The organism is Bradyrhizobium vignae (assembly GCF_004114425.1).
GTDB lineage: Bacteria > Pseudomonadota > Alphaproteobacteria > Rhizobiales > Xanthobacteraceae > Bradyrhizobium > Bradyrhizobium vignae.
On sequence record NZ_RDQF01000019.1, the window covers coordinates 68,117 to 87,021 of the forward strand.

At 65.5% G+C, this 18,905-nt stretch carries 18 protein-coding genes; 11 read left to right on the plus strand and 7 right to left on the minus strand.

The window, feature by feature from the left end; translation table 11 throughout:
* Window positions 1-28: 28 nt before the first annotated feature.
* Together xylB and EAV90_RS18275 are read right to left on the minus strand one after the other, a co-directional pair.
* Entirely contained in the window at window positions 29-1,474 is a 1,446-nt protein-coding gene (gene xylB, locus EAV90_RS18270) for a xylulokinase (protein ID WP_129144256.1), read from the minus strand.
* Window positions 1,475-1,487: 13 nt separating this feature from the next.
* Entirely contained in the window at window positions 1,488-2,411 is a 924-nt protein-coding gene (locus EAV90_RS18275) for a LysR family transcriptional regulator (RefSeq protein WP_122403949.1), read from the minus strand.
* 107 nt (window positions 2,412-2,518) lie between these two features.
* Between EAV90_RS18275 and EAV90_RS18280 the strand changes: the two genes are divergently transcribed.
* The 11 genes from EAV90_RS18280 (at window position 2,519) to EAV90_RS18330 (ending at window position 13,384) form a co-directional block, all read left to right on the plus strand.
* Complete coding sequence (locus EAV90_RS18280; RefSeq protein ID WP_122403950.1) at window positions 2,519-2,842, plus strand: Dabb family protein; 324 nt, start codon at window positions 2,519-2,521, stop codon at window positions 2,840-2,842.
* Entirely contained in the window at window positions 2,839-3,918 is a 1,080-nt protein-coding gene (locus tag EAV90_RS18285; RefSeq protein WP_129144257.1) for a maleylacetate reductase, read from the plus strand. The genes EAV90_RS18280 and EAV90_RS18285 overlap by 4 nt, the downstream gene beginning before the upstream one ends.
* Before the next feature lie 4 nt (window positions 3,919-3,922).
* Window positions 3,923-5,296, plus strand: coding sequence for an amidohydrolase family protein (locus EAV90_RS18290; RefSeq protein WP_129144258.1), 1,374 nt, complete (start codon window positions 3,923-3,925; stop codon window positions 5,294-5,296).
* Between the two features lie 21 nt (window positions 5,297-5,317).
* Window positions 5,318-6,220 carry an NAD(P)-dependent oxidoreductase gene (locus tag EAV90_RS18295; protein ID WP_129144259.1) on the plus strand — a complete coding sequence of 301 codons (903 nt, stop codon included), beginning with the start codon at window positions 5,318-5,320 and terminating at the stop codon, window positions 6,218-6,220.
* Between the two features lie 15 nt (window positions 6,221-6,235).
* Window positions 6,236-7,120, plus strand: a complete 885-nt coding sequence (locus EAV90_RS18300; RefSeq protein ID WP_129144260.1) for an intradiol ring-cleavage dioxygenase — start codon at window positions 6,236-6,238, stop codon at window positions 7,118-7,120.
* A 56-nt stretch (window positions 7,121-7,176) separates the two neighbouring features.
* Entirely contained in the window at window positions 7,177-8,571 is a 1,395-nt protein-coding gene (locus EAV90_RS18305) for an FAD-linked oxidase C-terminal domain-containing protein (RefSeq protein WP_129144261.1), read from the plus strand.
* Window positions 8,568-10,091 (plus strand): sugar ABC transporter ATP-binding protein, encoded by a 1,524-nt coding sequence (locus tag EAV90_RS18310; RefSeq protein ID WP_129144262.1) that lies wholly within the window; start codon window positions 8,568-8,570, stop codon window positions 10,089-10,091. The genes EAV90_RS18305 and EAV90_RS18310 overlap by 4 nt, the downstream gene beginning before the upstream one ends.
* Window positions 10,084-11,034 carry an ABC transporter permease gene (locus EAV90_RS18315; RefSeq protein ID WP_122403957.1) on the plus strand — a complete coding sequence of 317 codons (951 nt, stop codon included), beginning with the start codon at window positions 10,084-10,086 and terminating at the stop codon, window positions 11,032-11,034. The genes EAV90_RS18310 and EAV90_RS18315 overlap by 8 nt, the downstream gene beginning before the upstream one ends.
* Window positions 11,031-12,008: an ABC transporter permease gene (locus EAV90_RS18320; protein WP_122403958.1), complete on the plus strand. Its 978-nt coding sequence runs from the start codon at window positions 11,031-11,033 to the stop codon at window positions 12,006-12,008. Before EAV90_RS18315 ends, EAV90_RS18320 begins: the two co-directional genes overlap by 4 nt.
* A 42-nt stretch (window positions 12,009-12,050) precedes the next feature.
* Complete coding sequence (locus tag EAV90_RS18325) at window positions 12,051-13,025, plus strand: sugar ABC transporter substrate-binding protein (RefSeq protein ID WP_164937002.1); 975 nt, start codon at window positions 12,051-12,053, stop codon at window positions 13,023-13,025.
* 71 nt (window positions 13,026-13,096) lie between these two features.
* Window positions 13,097-13,384 carry a YciI family protein gene (locus EAV90_RS18330; protein ID WP_129144264.1) on the plus strand — a complete coding sequence of 96 codons (288 nt, stop codon included), beginning with the start codon at window positions 13,097-13,099 and terminating at the stop codon, window positions 13,382-13,384.
* 4 nt (window positions 13,385-13,388) lie between these two features.
* Here the strand turns inward: EAV90_RS18330 and EAV90_RS18335 are convergent, their stop codons facing one another.
* Genes EAV90_RS18335 through EAV90_RS18355 form a run of 5 tightly spaced genes read right to left on the minus strand, consistent with a single transcriptional unit; the run spans window position 13,389 to window position 18,856 of the window.
* The gene (locus tag EAV90_RS18335) at window positions 13,389-14,366 is read right to left on the minus strand and encodes an ABC transporter ATP-binding protein (RefSeq protein ID WP_122403961.1); all 978 of its coding nucleotides are present in this window, start codon (window positions 14,364-14,366) and stop codon (window positions 13,389-13,391) included.
* Window positions 14,363-15,352, minus strand: coding sequence for an ABC transporter ATP-binding protein (locus tag EAV90_RS18340; RefSeq protein WP_129144265.1), 990 nt, complete (start codon window positions 15,350-15,352; stop codon window positions 14,363-14,365). The genes EAV90_RS18335 and EAV90_RS18340 overlap by 4 nt, the downstream gene beginning before the upstream one ends.
* A 20-nt stretch (window positions 15,353-15,372) precedes the next feature.
* Window positions 15,373-16,296, minus strand: coding sequence for an ABC transporter permease (locus EAV90_RS18345; RefSeq protein ID WP_129144266.1), 924 nt, complete (start codon window positions 16,294-16,296; stop codon window positions 15,373-15,375).
* Window positions 16,293-17,234: an ABC transporter permease gene (locus EAV90_RS18350; RefSeq protein ID WP_129144267.1), complete on the minus strand. Its 942-nt coding sequence runs from the start codon at window positions 17,232-17,234 to the stop codon at window positions 16,293-16,295. Before EAV90_RS18350 ends, EAV90_RS18345 begins: the two co-directional genes overlap by 4 nt.
* A 17-nt stretch (window positions 17,235-17,251) precedes the next feature.
* Window positions 17,252-18,856, minus strand: coding sequence for an ABC transporter substrate-binding protein (locus EAV90_RS18355; RefSeq protein WP_129144268.1), 1,605 nt, complete (start codon window positions 18,854-18,856; stop codon window positions 17,252-17,254).
* Window positions 18,857-18,905: the final 49 nt, after the last annotated feature.

Sequence of the window (18,905 nt, forward strand, 5' to 3'; positions counted from 1 at the left end):
CCGAAGTATGCACACCAGATTGGACCAGCTAGTGGCGCGGCCGATACAGTTCACGCCACGCGGGAAGCCGCTCGGCATAGGCATCGACCAGTCCGGCGTCGGGTTCGAATGTCTCGATGCGCTGCGGACGTGTGCACACGACGTCGATTGCCTCCCCCGTGACAGCAAGTCGCCCCAATCTCGCCGCACCGAATGCGGCGCCGGTCTCGCCTCCGGCAAAGCGATGGACTGGAATATTCAGCACGCTGGCCAGCACCGAGAGCCAGAACGGGGACCGTGAACCACCACCAATGACATCGGCTTGCGCAATCGCAATGCCGGCATCCGCGAGCGCGTCGCGGCAATCGGCAAGCGCGAAGGCAACGCCCTCGAGCACCGCCTGCACGATCGCGGAGCGATCGGTATCATGGCTCAAGCCATCGAGCATGCCGCGCACCGCGGAATCGTCGTGCGGGGTCCGCTCGCCTGCGAGATAAGGCAGAAAGCTCACGGGCGACGGCGCCGGCGGGCGTGCTCCAAGTGGCGCCAGCAGCTCGGCTTCTGTGACACCGAACAGGCGCGCAACCCAGGCGAGGCAGGACGCGGCCGAGAGGATCGCGCCGGCCTGGATCCACATGCAGGGGATGGCGTGGCAGAACGTGTGCACCACGCGATCGGGATTGGCGGCTATTCTGTCGGTCGGCAACAGCAAGGCACCCGAAGTTCCCAGCGAGATGAACGCAGTGCGCGGCCGGATCGCGCCGATGCCGACGGCGCCCGCGGGATTGTCGCCGGCGCCGCCCGCGATCACCGGAGGCCTCGCCATGCCCCAGCGCTGCGCGAGTTCGCGGCGCAGCGTTGTTGCAGGCGCGCAGCCCTCGACCAGGCGCGGCATGTGCTCGCGCGATAAGCCCGTCGCTGCCAGTGCTGCGTCCGACCAGTCCCGGCGCGCGGCATCGAGCCACAGCGATCCCGATGCGTCCGAGACATCCTCGACGGCCTCGCCCGATAGCACCAGGCGCAGATAGGCCTTTGGAAGCAGAACGAGCGAGGTCGCCGCAAAGATGTCAGGCTCGTGCGTGGCGATCCAGAGCAGCTTTGGCGCAGTGAAACCCGCCATAGCCTTGTTGCCCGTCACCGCACGCAAGGCGGGCCAGCGCTGCTCCAGCACGCGGCACTCCGCGGCCGCGCGTCCGTCGTTCCAGAGGATGCAGGGCCGCAAGGGTCTCAAGCTCGCGTCGAGCAGCGTGGCGCCATGCATCTGGCCGGACAGTCCGATGCCTTCGACCGCCGCCAGCGCAGACGCACGGCTCGCCTTCAGCGCATCCACCGTGGCAAAGGTCGCAGCGATCCACTGCGCGGGATCTTGCTCGTAATAGCCTGATTGCGGCGAGGCCGTCGCGAGCGGCCGGCTCTCGCTTGCAATCACGCGCTGCGCATCGTCGACGAGAACGGTCTTGACCGCGGAGGTGCCGAGATCGATTCCAAGATACATGAATGCTTCCCGCTCACTTCGCCGCGTCGATCCAGATCCCCGGCTCGGAATGCTCGCGGATATGGCTGACCAGGAAGTCCGAGAAGACCCTGATCTTGGCGGGCAGCCTGACGCGGTTCTGATAGGCGATGTTCATGGTCAGCAGCGGCAGCTGCCAGTCCCTCAGGACGGGCACCAACCGGCCGGCCGCGATGTCGCCCTGCACGATGTAAAGCGGCTGGATCAGGATGCCGAGCCCTGCGCGCGCCGCACCACAGATGATCTGGCCGTCATTGCTGTCGAGCGTCGGTGCGATCCGAACCGTCTGCGTCGTGCTGCCCTTGCTCAGCCGCAGTGAATAGGGATCATTGGCGAGATTGTAGATCAGCATATTGTGGCGGGCGAGATCGGCGGGATGCTCCGGCCGGCCGTGCTTCTCCAGATAGGTGGGAGCGGCCGCGAGCACGCGGTGCATCTGGCCGATACGGCGGACGATGATGTTGGAATCCGGCTCGTGCTCCCGCGTGCGGATCGCGACGTCGATGCCGGCTTCGATGAAGTCAGGGTAGCGGTTTGCGCTGATGATCTGCACGCTGAGATTGGGATAGAGCGCGCGGAAGGCGGGCAGCATCGGCGCGAGATAGATCATCGCGAATGACAGCGAGCTCGTCACGCGCAGCATGCCCTTGGGCGACAGCGCGCGGTCGGAGACGGCGTCCTCGGCCTCGGCGAGCTCGTTCAAGAGCGTACTGCAGCGCTGCAGGAGCTCCTGCCCTGCTTCGGTCAGCCACTGCCGGCGGGTGTTGCGCTCGATCAGCCGGACCGCGAGCCGCTCCTCAAGCGCGCTGAGGTGACGGCTGGCGGCCGCGTTCGACATCCGCAGCGTTTCGGCGGCTTTGGAAAGGCTGCCGAGCTCAGCGGTTTTGGAGAAGACCTCGAGTTGGAGCAGCCGGTCCATTCTTACGCTATGAGGAAAAGAGACTTACAAATTTTGACCTTTATTGCCGATTTCTGCAAGGCAATATAGCGCCAACAAAACACCGTCGCAGGCGAGGAAATCAGGAAATGTCGGGCCCGATCAGGCACATCGTGATGTGGCGGCTGCGCGGGGAGACGCCTGCGGAGCGTTCTGCCGCCCGCCTCAAGGTCAAGACCCTGTTCGAGGGCCTCAAGGGCCGGATCGAGGGCCTCACCCATATCGAAGTCGGCGTGGACGTCAGCGCTGTCGACTACGCCTGCGACGTGGTCCTGTTCTCCGAATTCAAGGACCAGGCGGCGCTTGCCGCCTATGCCAACCACCCCGAACATCTGCGCGTGCGCGAGGCCTTGGGCGACTTGCGGATCGGGCGCTTCCAGGTCGATTATCCCATCAAAGAGACCGGCGCATGATCGGTTCGTTCATCTTTGAAAACCTGCCCTGCCGCGTCGTGTTCGGCAGCGGAACGCTGGCCTCCGCCAAGGCCGAAGTCGAGCGGCTCGGCGGCAAGCGCGCGCTGGTGCTGACGACGCCGCAGCAGGAGGCGCAAGGCAAGAGCCTGGGGATCGCGCTCGGCCCGCTCTATGCCGGCATCTTTCCCGGCGCCACCATGCACACGCCGGTCGAGGTCACGGAACGTGCGCTCGCTGTGATGAAGGCGTGCGAGGCCGACTGCGTCGTGTCGCTCGGCGGCGGCTCAACCACGGGTCTCGGCAAGGCTTTGGCCTTGCGCACCGGCGTCAACCAGCTCTGCATCCCCACCACGTATGCCGGCTCGGAGATGACGCCGATCGTCGGCCAGACCGAGAACGGCCTGAAGACCACGGTGCGCGATGCAGCGGTGTTGCCGGAGACGGTGATTTACGATGTGGATCTCACCCTGACGCTGCCGGCAAGCCTGGCTGCGACATCGGGCATCAATGCGATCGCGCATGCGGTGGAAGCGCTCTATGCACGCGACGCCAATCCCGTGACATCGCTGATGGCGGAGGAAGGCATCCGCGCGCTGGCGCGCGCCCTGCCCGCGATCGTCGCCGAAAGCGACGACCGCGAGGCCCGCACCGAAGCGCTCTATGGCGCCTGGCTGTGTGGCGTCTGCCTCGGCACCGTCGGCATGGCGCTGCACCACAAGCTGTGCCATACGCTCGGCGGCACCTTCGATCTCCCGCACGCCGAAACCCACACCATCGTGCTGCCGCATGCGCTGGCCTACAACGCACCGGCGGTGCCCGACGCGATGGCGCGCATCTCGCGCGCCATCGGCGCCGCCGATGCATCGCAGGGGCTGTACGACCTTGCGAAGGGGTTGGGTGCAAAGCTTGCGCTGCGTGATGTCGGCATGCCCGAGAGCGGCATCGACAAGGCGGCTGATCTCGCGGTGACGAATGCGTACTGGAATCCGCGGCCACTCGAACGGGGCGACATCCGCGACCTGATCGCGCGCGCCTGGGCCGGCGAGCCGCCGAGCGCCATCAAAGCGGGCGCGTGACGCGATGCGACGCACGCTGATCAAATCCGCCACTGTCATCAGCATGGATGACGCGATCGGCGATCTTTCGGGCGGCGATGTGCTGGTCGAAGGCAACCGTATCGCTGACGTGCGCCCGTCGATCGATCTTGGCAGTGGCGCCGCCGAGGCTGAGATCGTCGACGGCACGGGGCGCATCATCATCCCCGGCCTGATCAACGCGCATATGCACACCTGGCAGACGGGCTTGCGCGGCTTTGCCGCGAACTGGACGCTGCTCGAATATTTCCGCCGCATGCATGCCGGCCTCGCAACCGTGTTCCAGCCTGCGGACATCCATATCGCGACGCTGGTCGGCGCGCTGAACCAGATCAACCACGGCGTCACCACGCTGGTCGACTGGTGCCATAACAATCCGACGCCTGATCATACCGACGCCGCGGTGCGCGGCCTGATCGAGAGCGGCATCCGCGCCGCGTTCTTCCACGGCTCGCCAAAACCGGAGCCGAAGCCGGGCGAGCCGCACTTCTCGGAGGTGCCGCATCCTCGCCGCGAGGTCGAGCGGCTGCTGGCCGGCCCCCTCGCTGCCCGCGACGGCCTCGTCACGCTCGGGCTCGCCATCCTCGGCCCGCATTATTCGACGCTCGACGTCGCCATGCGCGACTTCCGCCTGGCGCGGGAGTTCAAGCTGATCGCGTCGATGCATCAGGGCGGCGGCCCGGCCAAGACACAAGGCGGCTGGGAGAGACTGATCGAGGCCGGGCTCGTCGGCACCGGCGTCAATGTCGTTCACGGCAACGATCTGCCCGATGAGTTGCTGGACCGGATGATTGACCTCGGCGTGTCGTTCTCGGTCACGCCCGAGAACGAGATGATCCAGGGCCATGGCTTTCCGATCACCGGACGTCTGCTGAACCGCGGCGTGCGACCGACGATCGGCATCGATCTCGAATCCGTGCTTGCGGGCGATCTCCTTTCCGCCGCACGCGTCGCGCTGTCGATGCAGCGGGCGCTCGACAATGCGGAGTCGCGCAAGGCGAGCGGCGCCATTCCGGCAACGACCACGATTGCAGTGCGCGAGGCGCTGTGCTGGATCACGACGGAAGGCGCCCGCATGCTCGGCCGCGAACACCAGATCGGCTCGCTGACGCCGGGCAAGCTCGCGGACCTCGTCATCATCAACGCCTCCGATCTCAATCTTTATCCGGTGCACGATCCCCTTGCGACCGTGGTGATGCAGACGAGCCTCGCCAACATCGAGGCCGTCATGATCGGCGGTGTCTGGAAGAAGCGGAATGGCCGGCTGCTGGCCGAGGGGCTGGAGACCAAGAAGGAGCTGCTGGCACAATCCGGCCGGCGACTGGTGCAGGACATCGAACGACAGGGAGGCGCCGCCTGAGGGCGCCAATGGACAAGAATAATGACTGATGCTCTGAAAGACGTCGCTTTCATCGGGATCGGCAAGATGGGCTTGCCGATGTCGGTGCTCGTCGCCAAGGCCGGTTACACCGTGACCGCATTCGATCAGAACGCTGCGCGCATCGCCGAAGCACGCGCGCAGGGCATTGCAACTGCCGCTTCGCCGGCCGAGGCCGTGGGCGGCAAGACCGCAGTCGTCACGTCCCTACCCGACGACGCCGCTTTGCGCGGCGCGCTGCTCGGTCCTGCCGGCCTCATCGCCGCGATGACACCCGGAGCCGTCTTGATCGAGACCAGCACCGTGAGTGTCGAGGCCTCGACCGAAGTTGCAGCCGCCGCGCAGGCACGCGGCATTGCCTATCTTCGTGCACCGGTCTCCGGCAACGCCAGCATCGTTCATACCGGCGCTTTGACCTGCTTCGTCTCGGGGCCGAAGGACGCTTTCGAAAATACAAAGCCGCTGTTCGCCGCCTTCACGCGCGCCCAGACCTATCTCGGGCCGGCCGAGGAAGCCCGCTACGCAAAACTCTCGGTCAACCTGATGATCGCGGTGTCGGCGGCGATGATGGCGGAGAGCCTGGCGCTGGCGCGCAAGGGCGGCATCGCCTGGCAGGACATCTTGAAAGTGCTCGACGACAGCGCGGTTGCCTCGCCCATGGTGAAGTACAAGACCGCGCCGCTGCGGACCCGCGATTTCGAGTCGACCTTCTCCTGCAGGCAGATGGCCAAGGACCTCGACCTCATCTTGGGTGCCGGCCATGCCGTCGGCGTGCCGCTGCAGCTCGCCGCCCAGGTGCGCGAGACCTATGGCTCGCTGGTCGCGCAGGGCGAGGGCGACACCGATTTCATCGCGACCGTCAAGCATCTCGAACGGTTGTCCGGCCTCGGCGAGCCGAAGCTGTGATCAACGGAGGCACATATGCGTAATTTCAACGAGACCACCATCACGGACGCCGTGCTGGAGCGGATCGCGGGCGCAACCGACCCACGGATCAAGGAGGTCAGCGAGGCGCTGGTGCGCCATCTCCATGCCTTCGTCCGCGAGGTGCGGCCGACCCAGAAGGAATGGGAGTACGGCATCGACTTCCTGACCCGCACCGGGCACATGTGCGATGACAAGCGCCAGGAGTTCATCCTGCTCTCCGACACGCTCGGCGTCTCCATGCTGGTCGATGCCATCAACCATCCGGTGCCGGAAGGCGCGACCGAAACCACGGTGCTCGGCCCCTTCTTCGTCCAGGCCGCGCCGGAGAAGGACAGCGGCGCAGATATCTCCGGCCCGATGGAAGGCGACCCGATGCTGGTCACCGGCTCGGTCTCGACTGTTGACGGCAAGCCGCTCGCGGGCGCCATCGTCGACGTCTGGCACTCCGACGATGACGGCTATTATGACGTGCAGCAGCTCGACGCCATCGGCGATCTCGCGATGCGTGCCCGCTTCCACACCGATGCCAATGGCCGCTTCCATTTCTGGTCGATCAAGCCCGCCGCCTATCCCATTCCGCATGACGGCCCGGTCGGCGAGATGCTGGAGGCGCAGGGACGCCATCCCTGGCGCCCCGCACATGTGCACTTCATGATCTCGGCACCCGGCTTCGAACAGCTCGTGACGCACGTGTTCGTCGCCGGCGACCAATATCTCGACAGCGACGTCGTGTTCGGCGTGAAGGACAGCCTGATCCGGGATTTCGTCCGTCATCCCGCCGGCCGCGCGCCGGATGGTCGCATGGTCGAACGCGCGTATTTTCACCTCAACTATGATTTCGGCTTGAAGCAGGTTGCGAGCAACGCAAGAGCCGCCTAAGCCGAACGACAACGCGGACCGGCAAGAGTCCGCGATCGGGGAGACAAGGAGCAAGGATGGGACCGCGGGTCAGCACGAGCATAGTTGCCGAGCGCCTCACCGGCATGATCGGTCCGCGCGCGAGCGTCGCGCGCGGCGTGCTCGATCAGCATGGGCAGAGCGAGTCGCATTATCGCAATTTGCCGCCCGACATCGTCGTCTATCCCGAGACGACGCAGGAAGTCGCTAAGATCGTCAAACTGTGCGCCGACGCGGGCATGCCGATCGTTCCGTTCGGCGCCGGTACCTCGCTCGAAGGCAATGCCGCGGCAGCCGCGGGCGGCGTCTGTTTCGACTTCGCGCGCATGAACAGGGTGCTGGCCGTCCACGACAGCGACATGGATGTGGTGGTGCAACCCGGCATCACCCGCAAGCAGCTCAATGCGGAGCTGCGCAACACCGGCCTGTTCTTCCCGATCGACCCCGGCGCCGACGCGTCGATCGGCGGCATGACGTCCACCCGCGCCTCCGGAACCATGGCGGTGCGCTACGGCACCATGAAGGACAATGTCATGGCGCTGGAGGTGGTGCTGGCCGACGGCCGTATCATCCGCACCGCCAAGCGCGCCCGCAAGTCCGCCGCCGGTTATGATCTGACGCGAATGTTCGTCGGCGCTGAAGGCACGCTCGGTGTGATCACCGAGATCACGTTGAAGGTGCACCCGGTGCCGCAGGCGATCTCGGCCGCGGTCTGCAGCTTCGACACCCTTCACGATGCCGTGGACACCGCGATCTCCGTGATCCAGTCCGCAATCCCCGTGGCGCGCGTCGAACTACTCGACGACGTCATGATGCGCGGCATCAACGCCTACGCCAAGCTCGGCCATCGCGAGGCGCCGACCCTCTTCTTCGAATTCCATGGCTCCGAGAGCTCCGTAGCCGAACAGGCCGAGGCCGCTCAGGCGATCGCCGCCGACCATGGCGGCCACGGCTTTGCCTGGGCCAAGGCTCAGGAAGACCGCAGCCGGCTCTGGCACGCCCGCGACAACACGCTCTATGCCGGCCTCGGCCTCCGCCCCGGCGCTCGCGCGGTGATCACCGACATCTGCGTGCCGATTTCGCGTCTCGCGGAATGCCTGACCGAGACACGGCGCGATGCGGACGCGCACGGCTTCACCGCGCCGATCGTCGGCCATGTCGGCGACGGCAATTTCCACATGCTGATCCTGATCGATCCCAACAAGCCGGAGGAGACCGAAGGCGCCAAGGCGCTGCAGGCCCGCATGGTCGCCCGCGCCATCGCCATGGACGGCACCTGCACCGGCGAGCACGGCATCGGGCTCGGCAAGATCGACTATCTCGCCGACGAACTCGGCGAGGCCGTCGATGTGATGCGATCCATCAAGACGGCACTCGACCCGAATGGCTTGATGAACCCCGGAAAGATCTTTGCGAGCGGAGCCAAAGCATGAGCGACGCGCTTCCGATCGAGGTCACCTTGCCCACGCCGCTGCTGGAGCTGCGCGGCATCAGCAAGGAGTTTCCCGGCGTCAAGGCGCTGGACGACGTGTCCTTTGCCATCTATCCCGGCGAAGTCCATATGCTGCTGGGCGAGAACGGCGCCGGAAAATCGAGCCTGATGAAGGTGCTGTGCGGCGCCTACCGTGCCGACGCTGGCGAATTCTACCACAAGGGTGAGAGGGTCGCGATCAGTTCCACGGCCGATGCGCAGAAGCTCGGCATTGCCGTGATCTTCCAGGAATTCTCGCTGGTCCCCTATCTCGACATCGCCCAGAACATCTTCCTCGGCCGCGAACCGAAGGGCCGCATCCCCGGCACCATCGACCGCCGCAGGATATTGGCCGACGCAAGGCGCGTGCTCGACACGATCGGTTTCGACATCGATCCATCCACCACCGTCGATAAGCTGGGAGTGGCGCAGCAGCAGATGGTCGAGATCGCGAAGGCGATCAGCCAAAACGCCCGCATCCTCGTGATGGACGAGCCCACCGCGGCGCTGTCCGACCGCGAGACCGAGCTCTTGTTCGCTCTGATCGCACGACTGAAAGGCGATGGGGTGGCGATCGTCTACATCTCGCACCGGATGGCCGAGGTGTTCGCGCTCGGCGACCGCATCACCGTGCTGCGCGACGGCCGCCGCATCGACGGCGTCCGACCGGCCGACGTGACGCCGGACCAGCTCGTCCGCATGATGGTCGGCCGCAATGTCGACATGACCTACCCGCGGAATTTCGCCGACAAGCCGGGCGAGGTGCTGCTGGAGGTCAAGGGCCTGACTGCGCCGACCGGGATCTTCGACATCAACATCGAGGTGCGCCGGGGCGAGATCGTCGGCCTGTGCGGCCTGGTCGGCTCGGGCCGCAGCGAGGTCGCGCGCGCCATCTTTGGCGCCGATCCCGTGACGTCGGGCGAGATCATCTTCGACGGCAAAACTATCTCGGGCGAGCCGGACCTCGCCGCCCGCCGCGGCATCGCGCTGATCCCGGAGAGCCGCAAGAGCGAAGGCCTCGCGCTGCTGCGATCGGTGAGCGATAATCTGGTGGTCTCGGCGCTGAAGAAGCTTTTTCCGAGCGGGTTGTTCGACCAGCGCTCGGCCCAGCGCACCGCCGATGGCCTGATCCGGCAGCTGCGCATTGCAACCCCGAGCGCGCGCCAGACCGTCGGCCTGCTCTCCGGCGGCAACCAGCAGAAGGTCGTGATCGGCAAATGGCTCGCGGCTGGCTCAAAACTCTTCATCTTCGACGAGCCGACGCGCGGCATCGACATCGGCGCCAAGTCCGAGATTTTTGCGCTGATCGACCGCCTCGTCGCCGACGGCGCGGCGGCCCTGATGATCTCGTCCGAACAGATCGAGATCTGCCATGTCTGCGACCGCGCCTATGTGATGCGCGAGGGGCGCATTGCCGGGCACCTGACACGCAGCGAACTCACGGAGGAGAACATCGTGCGACTGGGGATGCATCATGCGTGAAGCCGCGGTCATTTCGCAACCCAATCCGCTGCAGCGCATTCCCGGCGTTGCCATCGTGCTGGTGCTGCTGATCGCACTGTTCAGCGTGATCGCGCCCGGCTTCCTGTCGGTCGCCAACCTCTCCAACGTGCTGGTGCAGTCCACCATCCTGACCATGCTCGCGCTGCCGATGACGTTGATCATCATGACCGAGGGGCTGGACCTGTCGATGGGCGCGGTGCTGACGCTGACCTCTCTCTGCGTCGCGATCGTGTCGCTCGCGACCAAGTCGATGCTGCTGGGCCTAGGGGCCGGCCTCCTTGTCGGCGCAACGTTCGGCGTCGCCAATGGCTGGCTGGTCGCGATCATTGGCATCCCGCCCTTCGTCGCGACGCTCGGCACGCTCGGCATGGCTCAGGGCCTGTCCCTGATCGTCAGCGATGGGCAGAGCGTGGTCGGCATTCCCCACAGCGTCCGCGACATCTATTCGGCGACGCTTCTCGGCATTCCCGTGCCGGTCGTGATGGCATTGGTGACGTACGCCGCCTTTCACGGCCTGCTCTATCACACCCGCTTCGGCACCTACATCTTCGCGCTCGGCGGCAATCGCGAGGCGCTGCGCTACGCCGGCCTGTCGCCGAACAGGCTGCTGATCGCGGTCTACGCGATCGGCGGAGCCATGGCCGGCATCGCCGGTCTGTTGATGACCGCACGGATGAACTCCGGCCACCCTACCGCCGGCCTTGGCCTCGAATTCGACGCCATCGCCGCCGTCGCCGTCGGCGGCACGTCTTTCGAGCGCGGCAATGGTTGGCTGCTCGGCACCGTACTGGGCGTGATCGCGGTGGGCGTCTTGCGGAACGGGCTGAACCTGATCTCGCTGCCGTCCTCGGTGCAGGTCGCAAGCGTCGGCGTGCTCGTCATCCTCGCGCTGTTCCTCGACGGCCTCAGGAGCCGGGCATGACCGACATCACCAAGGGCGCCATCGTGCCGCCCCGCTCCTTCCTCTCGCAGGACGCAGTCCAGCTGTTCTACCGCCTGCTCGCCGCGCTCCTGATCTGCGCCGTGCTGGCCGTGCTCAGCGACTCCTTCCTCAGCCTCGGCAACATCCTCAACGTGCTGAGGCAGGCGAGCCTGACCTTCTTCATCGCCTCCGGCCTGACGCTGGTGGTGCTGACCGCGGGTCTTGATCTCTCCGTCGGCGCCAACGTCGCGCTGTCGGCCTGCATCGCCGGCACCATCATCCACAAGACGGGGTCGCCGGCGCTCGGCATCCTCACCGGGCTCGCGTGCGGCGGCATCGTCGGCCTGCTCAACGGCATCATGGTCACGGCGCTGCGCATCCCCTCCTTCATCGCCACCTATGGCATGCTCTGGGTGCTGAACGGCCTCACCTATTGGTACATGGCGGGCGAGACGCTGCATGGCTTCCCGGCCGGATTCCGCCAGATCGGCAGCGGCTATCTGTTCGGCCTGCCGATCCCGGTCTATCTGCTGCTGGTGTTTCTCGGGATCGGCACGCTGTTCGCGCAGCGCACGATCTGGGGCCAGGAGATCTACGCGATCGGCGCCAATCCGGTCGCGGCGCGGCTCTCCGGCATCCCGGTCGCGCGGCGCCTGCTGCTGGTCTACGCGGTCTCGGGCACTATGGCGGGGCTCGCCTCGATCATCTTCCTGTCACGGCTCAATTCGGCCGAAGCCGACATCGGCGAGAGCCTGACGCTGCCGGCAATCGCGGCCGTGCTGATCGGCGGCACCTCGCTGTTCGGCGGCGTCGGCACCGTGTTCGGCACCTTCATTGGCGCGCTGATCCTGACCTTGGTGCTGAACGGCATGAACTTGCTGTCAGTCAGCGCCAACTGGCAGCCGCTGGTGACAGGCATCATCGTCATTCTCGCGGTCTGGCTCGACATGAAGACCCGCCGCCGCGCGCAATGAGCACTCAGAAATCCAACAAGCAAAATGAGGGATGGAGGCAATATGAAAAAGAAGCTGGGTTACCTGGCGCTGCCGCTGCTGATGGCAGTTGCACTCGCGACCGAGGTGCGTGCCGACGGCGAGGCTATCGCCGTCTTCACCAAGAACCAGACCAACCCGTTCTTCCAGACGGTGCGGGTCGGCGCCGACAATATGGCGAAATCGCTGAACGCCAAGACGCTGCAATACATCCCGACCAAGCCGGACTCGATTCCCGAGCAGCTCAGTCAGATCGAGGACGTGGTCGTCAAAAAGCCGAGCGCGATCGTCTTCACGCCTGTCGATTACAAGGCGATGGTGCCCGGTGTCGAGAAGATCAACGAGGCCAAGATCCCGGTCGTCAACATCACCGACCGCTCCGCCGGCGGCAAGTTCCTCTCCTTCGTCGGCGCCGACGATTACAGCCTCGGGCTGGAGACCGCGCGCTTCCTGCTCAAGACCCTCGGCGGCAAGGGCAACATCGTCATCATCGAGGGCGTCAAGGGCTCGCTGACCAATGTCGATCGCGTGCGCGGCTTCAACGACGCGCTGAAGGAAGCGCCCAGCGCCAAGCTGCTGGCTTCACAGCCCGGTAACTATCAACGGCTTCAGGCGCTTCAGGTGATGGAGAACCTGATGCAGTCGAATTCGCAGATCGACGGCGTGCTCGCGGCCAACGACGCCATGGCGATCGGCGCGATCGAGGCGCTCGACGGCGCCAACCGCAAGGCGCTGGTGATCGGCATCAACGGCACCAAGGAGGCGATCGACGCGATCAAGTCCGGCAAGCTGCTGGCGAGCGGCGATTACAACGGCTTTGCACAAGGCTGCCTCGGCACCATGATGGCGATCCGCTCCTTGCGCAATCAGCCTATCATCAGCGAGATCGTGCTGAAGCCGACCGTCATCACCAAGGATAATTACCAGCCCTTCGACGTGCCGTTGGAGCAGCGGACCTGCCCGACGTTCGAGGACGCCGGCAAGCTCAGCGCGAAATAATCAGAACACCACGAGTCCGGACGGCCGCTCCTGCGGCCGTCCCAAGAATTGAAGCAAGAAACGGAGACATCATGCTGTTTGCCATTCACGCCGTCGACCGCACCGGCGCGCTGCCGACCCGGCTTGCCAATTACGATGCCCACAAGGCTTTCCTGAGCGACACCTCGCGCTTCGGCGTCAAGATCGTCATGTCGGGACCGCTGGTCTCCGACGATGGCCAGACGATGATCGGCAGCCTGTTCCTGATCGAGGCACCGGGCCGCGCCGAAGTCGAAGCCTTCAACCGTGCCGATCCCTTTGCTGCGGCCGGCATTTGGGAAAAGGTCACGATCACGGGCTTCCTGCGCCGGCAGGGGTGAGCCCCTACGGCGGCTCTTCGAGGTGACAGGCCACCCACTGCTCGTCTCCCACCACACGCAGCGTCGGCTCCTCCGTTCGGCAGCGGTCAAAGACGAAGGGGCAACGGGTATGGAAGCGGCAGCCGCGCGGCGGGTTGATCGGGCTCGGCACGTCGCCCTTGAGGATGATCGGATTGCGCTGGGCGCCGGGCTCGGGCAGCGGCACCGCCGAAAGCAGCGCCTTGGTGTAGGGATGCCTTGGCGCGGCAAAGATCTCGCGGCGCGGCGCCACTTCCACGATCTTGCCGAGATACATCACTGCAACCCGATGCGTCATGTGCTCGACGATGGCGAGGTCGTGGCTGATGAACAACAGCGCCAAGCCGAACTCGCGCTGGAGGTCCTGGAGCAGATTGACGATCTGCGCCTTGACTGAGACGTCGAGCGCGGAGACTGCCTCGTCACACACGATCAGCTCGGGCTCGGCCGCGAGCGCACGGGCAATCCCGATGCGCTGGCGCTGGCCGCCGGAGAATTCGTGAGGCCTGCGGTTCAGCGCCTCGCGCGGCAGGCGCACGGTATCCATCAGCGCGGTGACGCGGACCTCGAGATCCTCCTTGGACTTGGCGAGACCGAAATTGCGGATCGGCTCGGCCAAGATGTCGCGCACGCGCATGCGCGGGTTGAGGCTGGAGAACGGGTCCTGGAACACCACCTGCACGCGACGGCGCATCTGGCGCATCGTGCTCGGATGCGCGTCGTCGATGCGCTGGCCGTCGAGAATGACCTGGCCCGAGGTGATCTCGAACAGTCGCAAAATGGCGCGGCCGACCGTCGACTTGCCACACCCGGACTCGCCGACCAGCGACAAGGTCTCGCCGCGCGCGATCTCGAACGACACGCCGTCGACCGCATAGACGAACTCGGACTTGCGGCCGAACAGGCCCTTGTTGATCGGGAAGTGCTTCTTGAGGTCGTTGACCTGGAGCAGCGGGGGACTCATGCCGCGATCGCTCCCTTGGCGGCGTAATGACAGGCGGCGATGTGGCGCGGGCCCTTCTCTTCGAGCCCCGGCGCATATTGCCGGCAGAGGTCGGTCGCAAGCGCACAGCGGCCGGCAAAGACGCAGCCGATAATGGGCTTGCGGAGGTCAGGCACCTGCCCTGGGATCTCGGCGAGCCGCGTTGCGGTCCCGGCAAGCGATGAGCCGAGCTTCGGCACCGCGCCGAGCAGGCCTTGCGTATAGGGATGACGCGGCGAGCGGAACAGCTCGGCTACCGGCGCCTCCTCGACCTTGCGACCGGCATACATCACCATGACACGTTCGGCGATTTCGGCGACGACGCCGAGATCGTGGGTGATCAGGATGATGGCGGCGCCGACCCGGCGCTTCAGGTCCAGCATCAGCTTCAGGATCTGCGCCTGGATGGTCACGTCGAGCGCGGTGGTCGGCTCGTCCGCTATGAGAAGCTTCGGATTGCAGGCGAGCGCAACCGCGATCATCACGCGCTGGCGCATGCCGCCGGAGAGCTGGTGCGGATATTCGCCGACGCGCCGCTTCGGCTCGGGAATGCCGACCAGCGTCAGCATCCCGATCGCGTGCGCCTCGGCGGCCTGCTTGTCGAGCCCCTGATGGATCATCAAGGTCTCGCGGATCTGGCGGCCGACGGTCAGCACCGGGTTGAGGCTGGTCATCGGCTCCTGGAAGATCATCGAGATGTCGTTGCCGCGGATTGCGCGCATCTCGCGGTCCGACAGCTTCAGGAGATCCTTGCCGGCAAAGCGGATGCTGCCGGCGATCCTGCCCGGCGGCTCCGGGATCAGCCGCATCAAGGACATCGACGTCACCGACTTGCCGCAGCCGGACTCCCCGACGATGGCCAGCGTCTCGCCCTCGTTGACGTGGAAGGACACCCCGTCCACCGCGCGGTTGATGCCGCCGGGGGTGCGGAAGTGGGTCTGGAGGTTCTCGACTTCAAGCAGCGCCATCGCGATCAGCCCCGAGACATCTAAAGACGCTTGGCCAAGCGCGGATCGAGCGCATCGCGAAGGCCGTCGCCGAGCAGGTTCACGGCGAGAACGGTGACGGACAGGAACGCCGCCGGGAAGAACACGATATAGGGCTTGACCTGCCACAGCGCGCGGCCCTCGGCCATGATGTTGCCCCAGGACGGAATGGTGGGCGGCGTGCCGGCGCCGATGAAGGACAGGATCGCCTCCGTGATCATGGCGCTGGCGCAGATATAGGTCGCCTGCACCAGCATCGGCGCAACCGTGTTCGGCAGGATGTGACGCAAGATGATCATGGGCGTGCGCGTGCCGCAGGCGACCGCCGCGTCCACATAGGGCTGCTCGCGCAGCGACAGCACGACACTGCGCACGAGGCGCGAGACGCGCGGGATTTCGGCGATGGTGATGGCGAGGATGACATTGCCGACGCTGCCGCGCGTCAGCGCCATCAGCGCGATCGCGAGCAGTATCGGCGGAATGGACATCAAGCCGTCCATGAAGCGCATCAGGATGCCGTCGGCCCAACGGATGAAGCCGGAGACCATGCCGATGGCAAGACCCGCCGCGGACGCGAAGATCGCGACCGACAGGCCGACGGTGAGCGAGACCCGCGCGCCAAACAGCACCCGCGAATAGATGTCGCGGCCGAGCACGTCGGTGCCGAACCAGAAATCGGCCGACGGCGCCCGTGTGCGCTTGGCGGGCGCAAGCGCGGTCGGGTCGACCGTCCCGAGATGAGGGGCGAAGGCGGCGATCAAAACCAGTGCGAGCAACAACACGCCGCCGATCGCAACGGTGGGATGGCCGCGCAAGAGGCCGACGAAGCCGCGCCGGATCTTGACCGGCCGGAGGATCTCCGGCAGTTGCGGCGCGAGAACGAGGCCGGTGGGAAGCGATTGCGGATTGACGGTGGTGTCGGTCAATAGCGGATCCTCGGGTCAACGAGCGTATAGACGACGTCGATCATCAGATTGACGAGGACGTAAACGAAACTGAACAGCAGCACGATGCCCTGGATCACCGGATAGTCGCGGCGCAGGATCGCATCGATCGTGAGGCGGCCGAGGCCGGGAATCGCGAACACGCTCTCGGTCACGACCGCACCGCCGATCAGCAGCGCGATGCCGATCCCGATCACGGTGACGATCGGGACCGCTGCGTTCTTCAGCGCGTGAATGAACAGGATGCCGCCCTGCCCAAGGCCCTTGGCCTTGGCAGTGCGGATATAGTCCTGCTGCAGCACTTCGAGCATGGCTGCCCGCGTGATACGCGCGACCAGCGCGATGTAGACGCAGCCGAGCGCGATCGCCGGCAGGATCAGGTTTTCCAGCCACGGCCAGAAACCTTGCGCAAGCGGCGTATAGCCTTGCACCGGGAGCCATTCGAGCTCGAGCGCGAAGATGTAGGCGAGCATGTAGCCGACCACGAACACGGGCAGCGAGAAGCCGAACACGGCAAAGCCCATGATGACGCGGTCGATCAGGCTGCCGGCCTTCCACGCCGCCACCACGCCGAGCGGTACCGCCACCACGATCGTGAGCAGCAGTGTGACGACCATCAGCGACAGCGTCGGTCCGAGACGCTGCCCGATCATCGCCGAGACCGGCAGATTGGTGAAGATCGAGGTGCCGAGATCGCCATGCAGGATGCGCCAGACCCAGCTTCCGAACTGGACCAGGAACGGACGATCGAGGCCGAGGCTCTGGCGGATGCGCTCCACATCCTCCGGGCTCGCCTGGTCACCCGCGATCACCACGGCCGGATCACCCGGCGCGATGTAGAGCAGGCTGAACACGAACAGCGCGACGATCGCCATCACTGGCAAGGTCGCGACGATGCGACGGAGGATGTAGGAGAGCATCTGGCCTCAGCGCGCGATCATGCGGACTTCGACACGCCCCAGAAGAACGGCAGCGGCGCCTTGGTGATGCCGGAGACGTTCTTTCGCCAGGCGGTGTAGCTCAGGAAGAAGCCCGTCGGCACGTAGACGACGTCATCGAGCGCCGCCTTGTTGAGGCGGCCGATGGCGGCCTTCTCCTCGTCGAGGTTCTTGGCCTCGAACCAGGACGTGACCTCCTTCTCGGTCCCGGGGCTGTTGGGCCAGCCGAACCAGGCCTTGTCGCCGTTGGCGCGAATGGCGGTGTAGGGAGCCGGATTGATGCAGTCGGCGCCCGCGTGCCAGGTGTGGAACATGTTCCAACCGCCCTGCCCCGGCGGCGTCTTCTGCGCACGGCGGGAGCCGACCGTGCCCCAATCGGTCGCGACGAAGTCGACGTTCATGCCGAGCTTCTTCAAGAGGTCCGCGGTGACGTCGCCCTGCGCCTTGGTGATCGGCTGGTCCTGCGCCACGAGGCACGTCACGGGCTGGCCGGAATAGCCGCTCTCGGCGAGCAGCTTCTTGGCCGCATCGAAGTCGCGCTTGCCCTTCAGGATCTCGCCACCGACTTCGCTGTAGAGCGGCGTATTCGGCGTGAAGAAGCCGGGCAGCGGCTTCCACAGCGCGGTGTCGTCGCCGACGATCGCGCGCATGTAGTCTTCCTGGCTGAGCGCCATCAGCACCGCGCGCCGCGCCCGCACGTCGTTGAACGGCGGAAACAGATGGTTCATGCGGAACGAGCCGATATTGCCGAGGGGATCGCCGATGTCGACGCTGATGTTCTTGTTCTTCTTCAGAACTGGAACGAGGTCCGCAATCGGATTTTCCCACCAATCGACCTCGCCGTTCTGCAAGGCAGCGGCTGCCGTGGCCGGATCCGGCATCACGATCCATTCGATGCGGTCGAGCAGCATCTGCTTGCCGCCCGCGAGCCACGATGCTTTCTCTTGCCGCGGCTGATAGTCGGCAAATTTCTCGAACACGGCCTTCGCGCCGGGCACCCATTCGCCCTTGGCGAACTTCATCGGCCCGGAGCCGACATAATCCGTGATCTGCTTGAACGGATCGGTCTGCGCGATGCGCTCCGGCATGATGAAGCAGCACGGCGAATTGTTCTTGGCCAGCGCGTACAGCATCTTCGGGAAGGGCTGCTTGAGCACCCACTTGAAGGTGCGGTCGTCGACCGCCGTGAGCTCCTGCTGCAGCGCCTTGATCATCAGTCCCATGGGATCGCGCGCCGACCAGCGCGTCAGGCTTGCAACGACGTCCTTGCTCAGCACCGGCTCGCCGTCATGGAACTTGAGCGCCGGCCGCAGTTTGAACGTCCAGGTCGTGCCATCGTCGGTCACTTCCTCGGATTCGACCATCTGCCGTTGCGGCTGCAGCGAGGAATCAATGCCGTAAAGAGTGTCCCAGACCATCGCGGCCGCATTGCGCACGACATACTGCGTGCCCCAGATCGGATCGAAATTGGCGAGATTGGCCTGCGGCACGAAACGCAGGGTGCGTGCCGCCGCACCCTGGGCGATCGCCGGGGCCGACAGGCCACCCGTCAACGCCAGACCGCCCGCGCCGGCCAGTCCCTTCAATACGGTCCTGCGATCCATCAAGTCCTCCCAGTAGTGCCGTGATGCCAGCTGTTCATTGGCAATGGGG

Coding starts and splice junctions, on each gene's coding strand:
- EAV90_RS18300 (WP_129144260.1), top strand. CDS start 6,236: ATGCGTAATTTCAACGAGACCACCATCACGGACGCCGTGCTGGAGCGG.
- EAV90_RS18315 (WP_122403957.1), top strand. CDS start 10,084: ATGCGTGAAGCCGCGGTCATTTCGCAACCCAATCCGCTGCAGCGCATT.
- EAV90_RS18320 (WP_122403958.1), top strand. CDS start 11,031: ATGACCGACATCACCAAGGGCGCCATCGTGCCGCCCCGCTCCTTCCTC.
- EAV90_RS18305 (WP_129144261.1), top strand. CDS start 7,177: ATGGGACCGCGGGTCAGCACGAGCATAGTTGCCGAGCGCCTCACCGGC.
- EAV90_RS18350 (WP_129144267.1), bottom strand. CDS start 17,234: ATGCTCTCCTACATCCTCCGTCGCATCGTCGCGACCTTGCCAGTGATG.
- EAV90_RS18340 (WP_129144265.1), bottom strand. CDS start 15,352: ATGGCGCTGCTTGAAGTCGAGAACCTCCAGACCCACTTCCGCACCCCC.
- EAV90_RS18310 (WP_129144262.1), top strand. CDS start 8,568: ATGAGCGACGCGCTTCCGATCGAGGTCACCTTGCCCACGCCGCTGCTG.
- EAV90_RS18290 (WP_129144258.1), top strand. CDS start 3,923: ATGCGACGCACGCTGATCAAATCCGCCACTGTCATCAGCATGGATGAC.
- EAV90_RS18325 (WP_164937002.1), top strand. CDS start 12,051: ATGAAAAAGAAGCTGGGTTACCTGGCGCTGCCGCTGCTGATGGCAGTT.
- EAV90_RS18355 (WP_129144268.1), bottom strand. CDS start 18,856: ATGGATCGCAGGACCGTATTGAAGGGACTGGCCGGCGCGGGCGGTCTG.
- EAV90_RS18335 (WP_122403961.1), bottom strand. CDS start 14,366: ATGAGTCCCCCGCTGCTCCAGGTCAACGACCTCAAGAAGCACTTCCCG.
- EAV90_RS18275 (WP_122403949.1), bottom strand. CDS start 2,411: ATGGACCGGCTGCTCCAACTCGAGGTCTTCTCCAAAACCGCTGAGCTC.
- EAV90_RS18285 (WP_129144257.1), top strand. CDS start 2,839: ATGATCGGTTCGTTCATCTTTGAAAACCTGCCCTGCCGCGTCGTGTTC.
- xylB (WP_129144256.1), bottom strand. CDS start 1,474: ATGTATCTTGGAATCGATCTCGGCACCTCCGCGGTCAAGACCGTTCTC.
- EAV90_RS18295 (WP_129144259.1), top strand. CDS start 5,318: ATGACTGATGCTCTGAAAGACGTCGCTTTCATCGGGATCGGCAAGATG.
- EAV90_RS18280 (WP_122403950.1), top strand. CDS start 2,519: ATGTCGGGCCCGATCAGGCACATCGTGATGTGGCGGCTGCGCGGGGAG.
- EAV90_RS18330 (WP_129144264.1), top strand. CDS start 13,097: ATGCTGTTTGCCATTCACGCCGTCGACCGCACCGGCGCGCTGCCGACC.